General features: G+C 64.7%; 13 protein-coding genes, 1 tRNA gene and 1 pseudogene. 7 read left to right on the top strand and 8 right to left on the bottom strand.

Features of this window, described 5'->3' with window-relative positions:
• Positions 1-26: 26 nt before the first annotated feature.
• Together ggt and V6590_RS18920 are read right to left on the bottom strand one after the other, a co-directional pair.
• Positions 27-1,613 carry a gamma-glutamyltransferase gene (gene ggt / locus V6590_RS18925; protein ID WP_335425262.1) on the bottom strand — a complete coding sequence of 529 codons (1,587 nt, stop codon included), beginning with the start codon at positions 1,611-1,613 and terminating at the stop codon, positions 27-29.
• Positions 1,614-1,704: 91 nt separating this feature from the next.
• Positions 1,705-3,129 carry an FAD-dependent oxidoreductase gene (locus V6590_RS18920; RefSeq protein ID WP_335425261.1) on the bottom strand — a complete coding sequence of 475 codons (1,425 nt, stop codon included), beginning with the start codon at positions 3,127-3,129 and terminating at the stop codon, positions 1,705-1,707.
• A gap of 245 nt (positions 3,130-3,374) precedes the next feature.
• On the opposite strand from V6590_RS18920, the gene V6590_RS18915 reads away from it, so the two are divergent.
• Positions 3,375-3,451 (top strand) — tRNA-Pro (locus V6590_RS18915).
• Between the two features lie 215 nt (positions 3,452-3,666).
• On the opposite strand, the gene V6590_RS18910 is transcribed toward V6590_RS18915, so the two are convergent.
• Complete coding sequence (locus V6590_RS18910) at positions 3,667-4,542, bottom strand: NAD(P)-dependent oxidoreductase (RefSeq protein ID WP_335425260.1); 876 nt, start codon at positions 4,540-4,542, stop codon at positions 3,667-3,669.
• Positions 4,539-5,144, bottom strand: coding sequence for an FMN-dependent NADH-azoreductase (locus V6590_RS18905; protein ID WP_335425259.1), 606 nt, complete (start codon positions 5,142-5,144; stop codon positions 4,539-4,541). Before V6590_RS18905 ends, V6590_RS18910 begins: the two co-directional genes overlap by 4 nt.
• 102 nt (positions 5,145-5,246) lie before the next feature.
• Here V6590_RS18905 and V6590_RS18900 point away from each other — a divergent pair, with 102 nt between their 5' ends.
• Positions 5,247-6,152, top strand: coding sequence for a LysR family transcriptional regulator (locus V6590_RS18900; RefSeq protein ID WP_335425258.1), 906 nt, complete (start codon positions 5,247-5,249; stop codon positions 6,150-6,152).
• An 8-nt stretch (positions 6,153-6,160) separates the two neighbouring features.
• Here the strand turns inward: V6590_RS18900 and V6590_RS18895 are convergent, their stop codons facing one another.
• The gene (locus V6590_RS18895) at positions 6,161-7,216 is read right to left on the bottom strand and encodes an ABC transporter substrate-binding protein (protein WP_335425257.1); all 1,056 of its coding nucleotides are present in this window, start codon (positions 7,214-7,216) and stop codon (positions 6,161-6,163) included.
• A gap of 79 nt (positions 7,217-7,295) precedes the next feature.
• Here V6590_RS18895 and V6590_RS18890 point away from each other — a divergent pair, with 79 nt between their 5' ends.
• On the top strand, positions 7,296-7,970 hold the full coding sequence (locus tag V6590_RS18890) for a response regulator (RefSeq protein WP_335425256.1): 675 nt from the start codon (positions 7,296-7,298) through the stop codon (positions 7,968-7,970).
• On the top strand, positions 7,967-9,337 hold the full coding sequence (locus tag V6590_RS18885; protein WP_335425255.1) for a sensor histidine kinase: 1,371 nt from the start codon (positions 7,967-7,969) through the stop codon (positions 9,335-9,337). The genes V6590_RS18890 and V6590_RS18885 overlap by 4 nt, the downstream gene beginning before the upstream one ends.
• Before the next feature lie 63 nt (positions 9,338-9,400).
• Here V6590_RS18885 and V6590_RS18880 read toward each other — a convergent pair whose 3' ends face one another.
• The gene (locus V6590_RS18880; RefSeq protein ID WP_434063287.1) at positions 9,401-9,880 is read right to left on the bottom strand and encodes an AMP-binding enzyme; all 480 of its coding nucleotides are present in this window, start codon (positions 9,878-9,880) and stop codon (positions 9,401-9,403) included.
• Here V6590_RS18880 and V6590_RS18875 point away from each other — a divergent pair.
• The gene (locus V6590_RS18875; RefSeq protein ID WP_335425254.1) at positions 9,874-10,587 is read left to right on the top strand and encodes a hypothetical protein; all 714 of its coding nucleotides are present in this window, start codon (positions 9,874-9,876) and stop codon (positions 10,585-10,587) included. The genes V6590_RS18880 and V6590_RS18875 overlap by 7 nt on opposite strands.
• 80 nt (positions 10,588-10,667) lie before the next feature.
• Positions 10,668-11,414 (top strand): precorrin-6A synthase (deacetylating), encoded by a 747-nt coding sequence (cobF, locus tag V6590_RS18870; protein WP_335425253.1) that lies wholly within the window; start codon positions 10,668-10,670, stop codon positions 11,412-11,414.
• A 253-nt stretch (positions 11,415-11,667) separates the two neighbouring features.
• Here the strand turns inward: cobF and V6590_RS18865 are convergent.
• Together V6590_RS18865 and V6590_RS18860 are read right to left on the bottom strand one after the other, a co-directional pair.
• Positions 11,668-13,106 (bottom strand): annotated as a pseudogene (locus V6590_RS18865) (IS1182 family transposase).
• Positions 13,107-13,202: 96 nt separating this feature from the next.
• The gene (locus V6590_RS18860; RefSeq protein WP_335425252.1) at positions 13,203-13,811 is read right to left on the bottom strand and encodes a 3'-5' exonuclease family protein; all 609 of its coding nucleotides are present in this window, start codon (positions 13,809-13,811) and stop codon (positions 13,203-13,205) included.
• Positions 13,812-13,943: 132 nt separating this feature from the next.
• On the opposite strand from V6590_RS18860, the gene V6590_RS20900 reads away from it, so the two are divergent.
• Positions 13,944-14,444 (top strand): GNAT family N-acetyltransferase, encoded by a 501-nt coding sequence (locus tag V6590_RS20900; protein ID WP_350339898.1) that lies wholly within the window; start codon positions 13,944-13,946, stop codon positions 14,442-14,444.
• Positions 14,445-14,656: the final 212 nt, after the last annotated feature.

The following is a 14,656-nucleotide window of genomic DNA, read 5'->3' as shown; positions in this document are numbered from 1 at the left end:
TTTGGTTGCCAAGGGGGCAGGGCCGTTCAGAACCCTGCCGCCATGCCATCCTTGCGCGGGTCAGACCCGCCGGTCAGCGTGCCTTTCTGCCAGTCGATCCAGATGGCCTGACCGCCGCCCCAGGGTTCCTCGGCCTCGGCGACCGGATGGCCAAGCGCCTGCAGCCCCTGCAGCGTTGCCGCCGAAACACCGCGTTCCGCCCGCACCACGCCCTTGTCGGGAAAGACCCTCGGGCTGTCCAGCGCGGCCTGAACATCCATCCCGTAATCCAGCATGTTGGTCAGCAGATGCACATGGCCCATCGGCTGAAAATCCCCGCCCATCACGCCAAAGGGCATGATGGCCCGGCCCTCGCGGGTGACCATGCCGGGCATGATCGTGTGCATCGGGCGCTTGCCCGGTGCCAGCGCGTTGGGGTGGGCCGGGACCATGCGGAAGCTGGAACCCCGGTTCTGCAACACGACCCCGGTTTGCGGGCAGGTGATCCCGCTGCCAAAGGCCCAGTAGGTGGAGTTGATGAAGCTGATGGCATTGCGGTCTTCATCCACGACCGAGATATAGACCGTATCCGACGGTGCCAGATCAATGGGTGGCAGATCGGTCATCGCCCGGTCATGCCGGATTGCACCATGCAGCCGCGCCGCATGGGCGGGGGATATCAGCGCACCGATCACCGGATCGTTGCGGTCCATCTCGGCCAGCCGGGTATTGCGTTCGCGATAGGCAAGCCGGGCGGCCTCGATCTCTAGATGGAACCGCGCGCTGCCATGCGGGTCCAGCCGGGCCAGATCCTCATGCGCCAGAATGTTCAGCATCACCAGCGCGGTCAGGCCCTGATTGTTCGGCGGCATCTGGTGGATGCGATAGCCGCGATATTCGACCGACACCGGCGCGACCCAATCGCAGCGGGTGGCGGCGAAGTCGTCCAGACTGTGCAACCCCCCAAGGGCGCGCAGCCGCGCCACCAGCGCCTCGGCCACTGCGCCGGTATAGAACCCGTCACGGCCCCGTTCGGCCACAAGGCGCAGGGTGGCGGCCAGCGCGGGTTGGCGGTGCAGATCGCCCGCGGCGGGCGGCTTGCCCCCGGGCAGGAAGATCGCGGCGGAATGGGGGTCGGCGGCCAGCAGCGCGGCCGTATCGGCCCAGTCGAAGGCGACGCGATCATGCACCACATAGCCCGCCTCGGCATAGTGGATCGCGGCTTGCAGGCAATCGGCCAGCGGCTTGCGCCCATGGTCGCGCGACAGCCGATCCCAGGCGTCGATGGCACCGGGAATGGTCACCGAATGGGGCCCATGGCGGGGCATCTCTGACAGGCCCATGCTGCGTAAGGCGTCGATCGTGGCGGCGCGCGGCGCGCGGCCTGATCCGTTCAGGGCCAGCACCTGATCGCCGCCCTTCGGGGCATAAAGCACAAAGCAATCGCCGCCGATCCCGGTGGATTGCGGCTCTACCACCGCCTGCACGGCAGATGCGGCGATGGCGGCATCCACCGCATTGCCGCCCCGGCGCAGCATGTCCAGCGCCGCCTCGGTCGCCAAGGGGTGCGAGGTGGCGGCCATCGCCCGGGTGGTTCTGACCGCTGACCGGCCGGGAAGCTGAAAATCGCGCATGTCTGACGGCCTTTCCTGATCTGCCTTGTGGGCCTGCCACGGCCCGACAGTGCCGCATCCCCCCGCGCCGGTCCAGAGGCCGCGAGGTCGATCAGGCAGCAGGCGCGCAGCAAGGGCTGGCCTCTGCCGGGGTCTTGGCCGTGCTGCCGCAGCCGCACTCTTCGGCCCCCGCTGTTCTGGCCGCAGCATCCAGCGCACAGCAGGCGCCGGTTTCGGGCTGGGCCGGACCGCCGCAGCACGATGCCGGCGCCATCGGCGCGCGATCCGTGGAACAGACGCCCGTTTCCGGCAGAACCAGACGCACATCCCGCGCCGCCGCCCTGTCCCCCGCCAGTTCTGCGGCGATGGAGCGGACCTGTTCATACCCTGTCGCCATCAGGAAGGTTGGCGCACGACCATAGGATTTCATGCCGACGATGTAGAAATCCCGTTCGGGATGGGCCAGTTCCACCACACCATGCGGCGGCACTGTTCCGCAGGAATGCAGATTGGGGTCGATCAGCGGGGCCAGCGCCAAAGGGGCCTCGACAATCGGGTCAATGCCCAGCCGCACTTCGCGCAGCATCGCCAGATCGGGGCGGAACCCGGTCGCGACGATGATCCGGTCCAGATCAAGCTGATGCGGCATGCCATTCAGCAATCCCTGCACGGCCAGCGCATCGCCGCTGCGGGTGATGGACTGCGCGGCATAGGGTGACAGCAGGGTCAGTTGCCCGGAATTCAGCGCCTCGACCGCCGCAAGGCCCAGTTGCCCGCGGCCGGGCAGTTGGTCATTCAGCCCGCCGCCCAGCAGCCGGGCGATGCCACCGCCCCGCGTGGCCCAGAAAATCCGGGTATCCGGGTGGTCTTTCCGCAGGTCCAGCAAATCCAGCACGACATTGATCGCCGAATGTCCCGCCCCGGCCACCAGAACCCGCTTTCCGGCATAAAGCCTCTGATCCGCGCCCCGGATATGGGCCGGGCCATAGGCGATGCGATCGGCATGGTCGGTTTCGCCCGGGATCGGCAACCCGTCCAGACCCAGCGGGTTCGGCATGGTCCAACTGCCCGAAGCATCGATCACCGCCCGGGCCAGCAGCCGGTGGCTCGCCCCTGCCGCATCCCGCCACAGCAGCGAAAAGGCGGTGGTGTCGCGATTGTCCGATCCGATCCGCGACAGATTGTGCCGGGTCACCGCCTCGACCCGGGCCTGCAGGCGCAAGGCGGCGGCCAGTGCCGGATGCTGGGCCAGCGGCTGCAGATAGGCCGATACCAGTTCGGCCCCGGTCGGCACGGCATCGTCATCAGGGCGCTGCCAGCCGGTCTGATCCAGCAATGCAGCGGCGGCAGTGTCGATGTTATAGCGCCACGGCGAAAACAGCTGCACATGGCCCCATTCGGCCACCGAAGCGCCGACTGTTGCGCCGCGCTCCAGCACGACAGGCTTCAGGCCGCGTGCCATAAGATGGGCCGCTGAGGCAAGGCCCACGGGGCCTGCGCCGATGATGGCCACGGGAAGGGCAGAGAGATCGGGCATGACGGGTCCTTTCGCAGAGGCATGGAATTGGGAGGGGGCGGTATTTCTATGTATGTCGAAATAGTGGCAGCCCGCGCGCATGCGGTCAACCTGTATTTCTGTAATTATCGAAATACTGCATGACGCCACTCTGACGGTTGAAATCCCGCATCCCAGCCATTCCGAGAATCTGGAAACCCCGCCTAGAATTCCCCACCCGGCCCCTTGCATCGCGTATCAGAACGGTTTAATGCCCGCGCTACGGTCGGAGCGTAGCGCAGTCTGGTAGCGCACCTGCTTCGGGAGCAGGGGGTCGGAGGTTCGAATCCTCTCGCTCCGACCAAGAGCCATCCCGAAAAATCAGCACGTCGCATTATGACTGAAGCCAGAGAACTGTCTGGTTTGGCCTATGCGCAGTCGCCGATAACGCGGGGTAGCGGGTTCAGAAAGGCCACGGTCAAGACAGCACGATTCGCATGCCTTCAGCGAGGGAATCCCCTGAAATGCCGACACCCGCCCCCAAAGGGACGGGCGCCGGATCAGGCGGATCGCTGCGTGTCAGATGGTGTAGCGCCTGACAATCCCGGTTGCATTCAGATCACCAAGGCCTTCGTCACGCGCCGCGGCAAAGATCTGCCCCAATTCCCTGGTGACCGGCATCGCCGCCCCGGCACCCGTGGCGCTGCGCTGCATCATCGCGAAATCCTTGGCCACAAGATCAATGGGGAAGGCCGGGGGAAAACTGTCCCCCAGCATGCCCGGCGCTGCCAGTTTCAGAGCAGGGGCCGCCACCGGGGTTTCAGCCCAGGCCGCGAGGATGGGTGCGGGGTCTAGCCCCGCTTTGCGGATCAGCCCGATGAATTCGGCCGTCACGGCAAGCCCAGCTCCGAACATCGCATTCACATGCAGCTTGGCCAGACAGCCTGCGCCGCATGGTCCAGCATGATGCACCGCCGATCCCATGGCCAGCAACACCGGGCGCAGACGGTCTATCGGTCCGGCCTCGCCCCCGGTCAGGAAGATCAGCGATCCTGCCTCGGCCTGCGGCCGCGATCCAGCCAAGGGGGCTTCGACAAGATCCCGCCCCGCCGTGGCAAAGGCCTGCGCAAGGTGCCGGACCCCCGGCAGCGACAGGGTGGAACACTCCACCCCCACCGCATCCGGGGCCATGCCCGACAGCGCCCCGTCATCGCCCAGCCAGACTTCGGCTGCGGCGGTATCGTCGCGCAGCATGCTGAAAACAAAGTCCTGCCCCATCGCGGCGTCGCGTGGCGTTTTGGCCATCCGCGCGCCCGATCTGGCAAGCCTTGCCGTCGCATCGGGGCTGCGGTTCCAGACGGTCAGATCGTGCCCGGCCGCCAGCAGCCTTGCCGCCATGCGCGAACCCATGGCGCCAAGACCCAGAAAGCCGATCCGTGCCATGCCCGCGTTCATGCTGCGCGCCGGACGGGCAAGGCCGCGATCATGGCGCGTGCGGCGCTTTCTGCATTCTCGCCCTGACCCATGTTGATGCCTTCGACGGGGATCACCGTCACATCGGTGATCCCGATGAAGTTCAGCACGAAGGTCAGATATGGTGCCGCGAAATCGGCAGGGCGGAAATCGCCGCGATAGCCTGCCGCGCCATAGGCCACGATGACAAAGGCCCGTTTGCCAGAGATCAACCCGCCGAAGGATTGCCCGTCAAAGCTGAAGCTGCGGCCCACGCGCACGATCTGGTCGATCCAGGCTTTCAGCGCCGAAGGGATGCCGAAATTGTACATCGGCACCGTGATCAGAATGTCATCCGCCGCCGCGATTTCTGCCAGCAATTCATCCGACAGGGCGGTGGCCTGCTGTTCTGCGGGGCCAAGGCTGGCGGGATCGGCAAAGAAGGCGCTGATGCTGTCAGCCGAGATATGCGGCAGCGGTGTCAGCGCCAGATCGCGGGTCAGGGTTTGCGTTGGTGCCAGATGGGCGGCCAGATCATCGCCAAGACGGCGCGACCAGGAACCATCATGGCGGCTAGAGGAATCGATGCGCAAAAGGGTTGTCATGCTGCGGCCTTTCAGGGCTATGGGCGATGACGCAAAGCTAAGAAGTGCATGGATTGCGTTAAATACGTTGATATGCGCGATAATCGTGCGCATTCTGCACGAATGAACCTGGATGACCTGAAAACCCTGCTGCTCGTGCGCGATCAGGGCGGCTTTGCAGCAGCGGCGCGGACGCTGGATCTGAACCCCGCCTCGGTCTCGCGCCGGGTGGCCGAGATCGAGGCGGGGTTGGGGCTGCGGATTTTCCAGCGCTCTACCCGCCGTTTCAGCGTGACCGAAGCGGGCGAGGCGTTTCTGACCCGGTTGGCCCCCCTGCTGGATGAATTTGATGCGGCGCTTGGATCGGCAGAGACACTGTCTACCGATCCCGGCGGAACCTTGCGGATGACCACCTCGGTTTCGTTCGGGCACGAGGTGGTGATGCCGCTGCTTGGCGGGTTTCATGCCGCCTATCCGGGCATCAGGGTAGAGTTGATCCTGAGCGACAGCAATCTTGATCTGGTGCGCGACAGGATCGATCTGGCGCTGCGACTGGCCCCGGCCCCGGCAGGGGCGCTGATCAGCAGCCGCATCCTGACTGCGCGGTATCGGGTTGTCGCATCGCCTGCCTATCTGCAGCAGAACCCGGCCCCGGCCCGGCCAGAGGATCTGGCGCATCATCCCGCCTTGCGCTTTCCCCTGCCGGGCTTTCGCGATCGCTGGATGTTCCGCGATACGGCTGGCCGGGTGACCGAGGTGCCGGTGGATGGCTGGCTGATCTGCAGCAATGCGCTGTCCCTGCGCCGTGCGGCTCTGGACGGGTTGGGTGTGGCCCTGCTTACCGATTGGCTGGTGGGGCAAAGCCTGCGCGACGGAACCCTGATCGACCTGTTCCCGCAGTTGGAGGTGACGGCGACCGGATTTGAATCGGGCATCTGGGCGCTGTATCCGACCAAGGCCTATCTGCCACAGCGCGTGCGGCTGATGATCGACTTCATCCGCAGAGAGGCAGGCCGCGCCGCGGTCTGATACCCCGGTCAGCGGCTGTTCAATGCCTCGTGCCAGCGGCGGATCAGCCTGCGGCGCTTGGCCTGATCCAGATAGACCAGCAATCCGGGGCTGACATTCACCGGGCGCAACTGATCGCCCAGGGCGGCCTGCATGCTGCGGGCACTGTTGGCATCTGACACTTCCAGACTGACGGCAGGCAGTCGCAGTTTGCGGGCCAGAATTTCCTGCCCCGACCGGCTGAGGAGAAAGCCCAGAAACCTTTCACCCAGATCGGGCCGGGCCGCTGCGCGCGGCACCAGCGCCACCCGCGATACCACCACGGTATAGTCGCGCAGCAGGACATAGCCCAGATCGGGGTGCAGCCGGGCCTGATCCGCCGCATAGGACCCAAGGATGTTATAGCCGATCAGCAACCGGCCATCGGCCACGCGGTCGATGATGTCCTGACTGGTGGGAAAGGTCTGCAGACCCGCCGCGCCCATGGCCTGCAACACCGCCCAGATATCGCTGAAATGTTCGTCATCCTGCGCGACGAACAGATAGCCCACCGCAGAGCGGGTAATGTCATAGGTGCCCACACGGCCCTGAACGGCAGGCCCGGCCTGTTTCAACCAGCGCATCAATGCCAGCCGCGATTGCGGCGGACCTTCGGGAAAGCTGGGCCGGTGATAGATCAGCACCCCGGGTTCAAAGGTCAGGGCAAAGGCCGTTTCGCGCCAGTTGGCCCAATCGGGCCAATGTGCGGCGGCGGGCAGGCTGACCGGGCGGGCATAGCCGTCATTGGCCAGTTTCATCTGCAGGTCCATGCCGGATGAAAAGGCGAAATCGGCGGTGGTGCCCCCGGCATCGCTTTCGGCCACGATCCTTTCGCGGATTTCATTGGCCAGCAGGTCTTCATAGCGCACGGCGATCCCGGGATTTTCGGTCTGAAATCCTTCGATCAGGGGCCGGGCCAGCCGGGCATCCAGCGAGGAATAGATCACCAGCTCCGCCTCATGCGGGCCGGGGGCGGGCACGGCCATCACCTCGGCACGCAGGGCCGCGGCGGGGATCAGGGCAAGAAGGGCCAGAATACGCAACATGGGCACAGAGTGGCACAGGCCCGGGCGGGTTCACAACGCGGCATTTGCCGCTTAGGCTGCACAAGGGACGGAGGGGGCAATGCGGATCTTGCTGGTGGAGGATGACAGGCCATTGGCCGAAGCGTTGACGGCGCTTCTGGCCCGGGCGGGCTATGCGGTGGATTGCGTTGCCGATGGTGTGTCGGCCGAAGCTTTGGCGGCGGCGGAGAGCTTTGATCTGGTGATCCTTGATCTGAACCTGCCGGAACTGGACGGATTGTCGGTGCTGCGCGCGATGCGGGGGCGGCAGAACCCGGCGGCGGTCATGATCCTGACAGCGCGCGGCACTCCCGAGGAACGGGTTCGCGGGCTCGATCTGGGGGCGGATGACTATATGTCGAAACCGTTTGACGTGGGCGAGTTCGAGGCGCGCGTCCGCTCGCTTCTGCGCCGTCAGGCCGGATTGCGCAGCTCCAGCCTGTCGCTGGGGGCGATAACGCTTGATCTGGTCAGCCGCCAGTTCAGTGCTGGCGGCCAGATGCTTGACCTGCCGGCCCGCGAACGCGCGCTGCTGGAACTTTTGTTCACGCGGGCGGGGAAGGTGGTCGCGAAAGAGGTGATCGTGCAATCGCTCACCTCGCTTGACGACATGCTGTCCGACAATGCGATCGAACAGTACATCTCGCGGCTGCGGCGGCGGCTGGCTCCGCATGGGGTGGTGCTGCGTACGGCGCGCGGGATCGGATATTACATCGAAAAGGGGCCGGGCCAGTGACCGGCGCCACGGCGGGTGCCGGGACGGGGGGCTGGTCGCTGCGGCGTCGCCTGCTGGGCTGGCTGCTGGTGGCGACGGCCATTCTCGGGCTGCTGGCGCTGCTGGATACCTGGGGCGAGGCATTGCGCACCGCGCAAGGTGTTTCGGATCGAGTATTGGGCGGATCGGCCATGGCGATTGCCGAACGGGTGTCTGTCGATCTGACCGGCGGGATCGAGGTCGATATTCCCTATTCCGCGCTGGAAATGCTGGCATCGACGGCCGAAGATCAGGTGTTCTACCGGGTGGACGGGCCTGCAGGCTTCATCACCGGCTATGACCGGCTGGAGGTGTTGCGCGCCCAGGACGGTCTGGCCTTTCGCGACAGCAGCTTTGACGGCACGCCGGTGCGCATCGCCACGCTGGCGCGACAGGTTTCCACCGGCGAGGGCTGGTTGCCCTTTACCGTGACAGTGGCCGAATCCACCCGCGCGCGCGATGCCCTGGCGCGGGCGATCCTGTGGCGGTCGGCTCTGCGTCTGCTGGGCATGATCCTGGGCGCGGCGCTGATCGTCTGGATCACCGTGACGCTGGCGCTGCGCCCGCTGGACCGGCTGGGCGAAACGATTGCAGACCGGTCGCCTGATGACCTGACGCCGCTGGCCGCGCAGGTGCCGGACGAGGTGGCGGGGCTGGTCGGGTCGGTGAACAGTTTCATGCAGCGGCTGGGGCAGGCGCTGGGCGCGCTGCGCAATTTCACCGGCAATGCCAGCCACCAATTGCGCACCCCGCTGGCCACGGTGCGGGCGCAACTGGGTCTGCTGCGCGATGGCGTCACACCCGATGGGCTGGACAAGGCCGATGCCGCGCTGGCACGGGCCGAACGGGTCTTGGCCCAGCTTCTGATGCTGGCGCGGATTGATGCGGCGGCGGCGCATCAGGCCTTGCCCGAGGTGGATATCGCCGCGATTGCCCGGGGGCTGGCAGGCGATCTGATCCCCGAGGCCGCCCGGCACGGTCATGATCTGGGTTTTGAAGGGGCAGACCGGCTGATGGCGCAGGCCGATCCGGTCCTTTGTGCCGAACTGCTGCGCAATCTGGCGGAAAATGCCATGGCCTATGCCGGACCGGCGGCCACCATCACCCTGCGCGCCCTGCAGACCCCGCAAGGCCCGGTGCTGGAGGTGGAGGATGACGGGCCTGGCATCCCGCCCGACCGGCTGGCCGATCTGATGGCCCGGCGCGCAACGCGGGTGGACAGCGCGCAGCAATTGCACGGGCTGGGGCTGGCTGTGGTGTCGGAAATCGCCGGGCTGTTCGGGGCGCGGCTGGAATTTCAACCCGGCGCGGGCGGGCGCGGGCAATTGGTGCGCTGCCGGTTCGGCTGACCCCTGCGGCATCGCAACCGGGGCACGCGCTGGTTTTCCGGCACCCGGATCATGTGGGCAGGGTCAACTCTGCGCCAGCCGCTCCACCTCGGCCTTGCGCAGCAGGAACCGCTGGATCTTGCCCCTGGGGGTTTTGGGCAGTTCGGTCACAAAGTCGATGGCGCGCGGATAGGCATGGGCCGACAGCCGCTTGCGCACATGCTGGGCCAGATCTTCGGCCAGGGCCGGGCTGCCCTGCGCCCCTTTGGCCAGAATGACAAAGGCCTTCACGATCTCGGTCCGCTCGGGGTCAGGCACGCCCACCACCGCCGCCTCGATCACCGCCGGATGTTCCAGCAGCGCGCTTTCCACATCAAACGGCCCGATGCGATAGCCCGAAGAGGTGATGACATCATCCGACCGCCCGATGAAGCTGACCGAACCATCGGGTTCAAACTCCACCGTATCGCCTGTGCGGTAATAGCCATTCGCCAGCGCCGGAGTCTCCTTGTTGAGATAGCCGGCTGACAGCGGTGGCGCGGGGTTGGGTCTGGCGCGTGGCACTGCCGGGGGACCGCATCTGGGTGCAGGCGATGCAGGATGCCGCCACGCCGGGACGGCCCGAGGCGCGGCTGCTCGACATGATTTCATCCGCAGAATCCGGTCTGCCGCTGCAGGGCCTGGCTGGGCCGGTAATCGCGCGCGCCGCTGCGCCGCATCTGCCCGCGCCGCTGGCCCGCGATCTGAACTGCCTGCCGGTGGGCGATGCGCTGGCGGCGATGGACCCGCTGTCGGGCCATGGCCAGTTCTGGGCGGTTTCCTCCGCGTTGGCTGTGGCGGCGGTGCGCCGCACTCTGGACGCGCGCGCCGATGCCACCGATCTCTGCCGCCGCTATCTGGCCACCCGCGCCCATGAGACGGCCTGGCATCAGGCCCGCATTGGCCGCGATTTCCTGGCACTGGAACCGCGTTTCGCGGATCAGCCTTTCTGGGCCGCCCGTCGCCATTTTCCCGATGCCCAACCCGCGCAACCGGCGCTGCCCGGGCCTGAAATCGTGCAGCAGCCGGTGATCCGTGACGGGCTGATCGAAGAGATGGAGGTGCTGCGCACCCCGCGCAACCCCGGCGGCATCGGCTGGTTCGGCACCATTCCGGCTGTGCCTGCCTTCCGATGCCTGACCCGGGGTGGCGAAGCCGCGCTTGCCGCGCAATATGGCCCCGCTGCGGCCGCCCTGAGCGCGCAATTGCGGGCCGAGATGTCGCCCCGGTAACGCCTGCGCCGCCCCCGGGCTTGCAGCGCCGCCCCCGCTGCCCGATAAGCCGCCAGACCCCGCGCGGCTTTGGAGCAGACATGATCGAGCTTTCCCTGATCGGCATCGGCACCGGCAATCCCGATCACCTGACCCGGCAGGCCATGCGGGCGCTGAATGCGGCCGATCTGATCCTGATCCCGCGCAAGGGCGCGTCAAAGGCCGATCTGGCTGAACTGCGCCGCGCCATCGTGGCCGAGGTGGTCACCAACCCTGCCACCCGCATTGCCGAATTCGATCTGCCGGTTCGGGATGAATCGGTGGCTGATTACCGTCAGCGGGTCGATGACTGGCATGATGCCATCGCCGCCGTCTGGGCGCAGACGATCGCCGATCATCTGGGCGCAGCGGGCCGGGTGGCTTTGCTGGTCTGGGGGGACCCGTCGCTTTACGACAGCACCTTGCGGATCGCCGCGCGTCTGCACCCCGCCCCAAGGCTCGAGGTGGTGCCGGGCATCACCTCCATTCAGGCGCTGACGGCGGCCCATGCGATCCCGCTGAACGAGATCAACGGGCCGGTGATGGTGACCACCGGGCGGCGGCTGCGGGACGAAGGGTTCCCGCCGGGCACCGATACCTGCGTGGTGATGCTGGATGGCGAATGCTCCTTCCGCCACCTGTCGCCCGAAGGGCTGCACATCTGGTGGGCAGGCTTTGCGGGGATGCCCGAACAGATCACCGATCACGGGCCATTGGCGGAAGCCGGGCCGCGCATCATCGAAACCCGCGCGCAGGCGCGGGCCGATCATGGCTGGATCATGGACATCTACCTTCTGCGCCGGGCCTAGTATTCGCCACCTGACAGAAGGTTTCCGGTGGAAGCAGGGTATCGGGCACCAGTCCGGTATTTCCGAGCCAAAATGTCGGATGTCGGCAAAGGGCCGAGGCTGTGTGAAAACGCGATCGCGACCCAGCGTTGGCGCGGGGAACGGCGCAGGTCGGCTGACATGCTTACCCTGCGTTGAAAACGACTCTGGCGGTGAGTCTGAGTGGACCCTGGCCGCCACGGTTGGGCCGCATTGGGGGTGTCGGAGGGCATGTTTACGCCTGGATGGCGCGCATCAGCCCTCTGACGCCGAGCAATGCGACCATCCGTTTGATGTTGTAAGCTAAGACGTTCAGCGCCATCTCGCTGCGGACGTTCTTCAGCCTGCGCGTCAGGAAATGGGTGCTGCCCATCGACGCCTTGATCGTGCCGAACGGGTGTTCAACGATGCAGCGGCGGAGGGTCATGTAGTCAGGGTCGCGCCCAAGACGGTCTTCCATTTCGTCGACCAGATCCTCGCGCTCCCAGCGTGAAATCCGCCGCTCGTTGCCGGTCGTGCAGTGGGTCCAAAGGGGGCAGGTCTTGCATCCGTTGATCCAGTATCGCCGGATCGGAATACTGCGTTCCTCGGTCGTGTAGCGGTAGATCAGGTCTTCGCCTGCCGGGCAAACATAGACGTCCCGTTCGGCGTCGTAGACGAAGTCCGCCTTCACATACTGCCCTTGGTCGCATTGCCCGAGGTCGCGGGCCGCGGCACTGTCGTGGTGATCCCTGCCTCATGGCAGGCCAGGAGCTCTGGCCCGCTGAAATAGACCTTGTCGGCGATGGCATGCAACTCGTCCCGCCCAAGGGCAGCCTTGGCCGCGATGGCCATCGGGCTGAGCTGCTCGCGGTTGAAGCCCTGATTGGTGATCTCATGCGCGACGATGAGATGCGTCTCGGCATCGACAGCACTCTGCACATTGTAACCGACCAAGCCGCTGTGCCGGGCGCTGGTCGCCATCGCGCGGGCGTCGGGGTCGGTCAGGGAGATCTGGCCGTCCGGCGCGTCGGCCAAAGCCTTGTCCATCTCCTTGAACCGCGCGATCTCCTGTCGGATGCGGCCATAGCGGCGGGCCAGATGCTCGACCTTTCCAGCCCTTGCCTCGCCTTCCTCCTGCTGGTCGATGCGGACCATCTCGGTGATGTAGCGTTCGACATCGGCTTCGAGATGGGCGACGCGGCTGGCGATCTTGCCCTTGGTGAAGTTCCTGTCGCGGTTGTTCACGGCCCTGAACTTGCTGCCGTCGATGGCGATGCAATCGCCCTTCAGCGTGCCAATCCGGCGGCAGAGTTCGACGAACTGCGCGCAGGCTTTGCGGATGCCCGAGCCGTTGTCGCGCCGGAAGTCCGCGATGGTCTTGTGATCCGGCACGAGCTTGCCAGTCAGCCACATGACCTCGACATTGCGCCCTGCCTCGCGCTCCAGCCTGCGGCTCGACGGGATGCGGTTCAGGTAGCCGTAGATGAACAGCTTGAGCAGCACAGAAGAATGATAGCCAGGACGTCCAGTTCTCGCAGGGGCAGAGCGGGCGAAACCAAGATGCTGCAGATCCAGTTCTTCGACAAAGAGATCCACGACGCGGACAAGGCTGTCTTCACCAATCCAATCCTCCAGCCGATCCGGGAAAAGCACCGACTGGCCACGATCAACGCCCTCGATGAAACCCGCCATGCCCGCCTCCGCCTGACCTGCGAAAGTCTACCACAGAGACCGGTTTCCACACAGCCTCAGCCCAAAGCGGACTATGGATCAATAAGACAAAGGGAACTATGCCATATCTGATGGCCCCAGTTTCTGCTGTTGAAGAAGGGACTGCAGGACATAGGCAACTGAGAGGGCATCATCCAGGGCATCATGCCTCTGAAGGGGGGGATGCTTGATCTTGAAGTAGTCGGCCAGTCCATTGCTGCGGGTATTCATGATATCTTCATATGGCATCCCTGCCTTCAGCAAGAGGCCACAAGCGTTGCCGAACTGCGTGGCTGGAATGGGCGGCGCAAATCCCTGCACATAGCAGCTGATCGCGACCATGTTGAATTCATCTTTTCCCCATGACCAGAGCCTTGCGCCAGAAGCGAACTCCTGAACGTGCTCAAGCGTGTTTTTGAGGGAAATTCCTCTTTCTTGAAGGTCATCCTCCGTAATGCCCGTCAGCCTCGAGAAAAATGGGTCGAGCCCAAACCGGGCTCCATGTCGGTCACGGGGTTTGATATATATTCGCAAGGTATCCAGAAGAGGGAAATCCCCCTCCAGACCGATTTTTGCCACGCCGATCTGGGCTACAACTGGATCTGGATCATGCGGCCCGCACCAGAAGCGTGACGCTGAACCTTCGGCCGTCAGGAACTCGCAGTCAAAAACTAAGACATGTTTCAAGCAGCTACACCCCTTCAGGCTTAGGATAGTCTATATGCTCAGAGCAAGTTACGACAATATCTGCTTAGGTCCACATAGATGACATTCCTTGTGTGACAGTCGGACCTAAGACGCGACAATTGGAGGCAAATCATGCTTGTGCGCGTAGCCACCGCTAAGGATGAGCAGGGGATTTCTGCCCTGCTTGGGCGCTCTTATCCGACCCTCATGAAGCCAGCCTATGCATCAGATGTGCTTGCCCTCGCCCTGCCAGCAATGACTCGGGCAAATCCTGATCTTGTGGCTTCTGGGACTTTCTATGTCGCGGAAAATATTGGCTCTATTGTCGGATGTGGAGGGTGGAGTCTTACCCCGCCCGGGGGCGGCGCCATCGTAGACGGTCTTGTTCATGCAAGACATTTTGCAGTTGATCCTGACCGATCCGGAACTGGCATAGGGAGGGCAATTTTCGAGCGATTGAGCAACGATGCCCGTGCAGATGGGGCGGTTCGGATTCAGGCATTATCCAGTCTCAATGCTGAACCATTCTATAAGAGCATGGGGCTGGATCGTCTGGACATGATACGCGTTCCGATGGGGGCGGGAATATTATTGCCCGTTGTGCTCATGGAAGGACCGCTTCGTCCAACCTAGTTCCGCTTTGTCACACATAGCTGACCGTCGATCCAGCGTTCGCGCTGGGGGGGCGTGTCAGACGCAGACAGGGAACCTTCTGTCGGGTGGGGAACATGTGCGCCGCCTCGGACGAAAGCCGTCCTTATCTTCGCTTACCTGAGTCTTCTTCCGTCTGAGTTGTTTTCGAAGATCATGATGTTGTTTGTGTTTGTTGTGATTGCGGCTGTTGT

Origin of the sequence: Gemmobacter denitrificans (genome assembly GCF_036964905.1) — a bacterium.
Classification (GTDB): Bacteria; Pseudomonadota; Alphaproteobacteria; order Rhodobacterales; family Rhodobacteraceae; genus Gemmobacter; species Gemmobacter denitrificans.
Note: the sequence above shows the minus strand (reverse complement) of the source record. Positions and strands in the feature narration are given on the sequence as shown.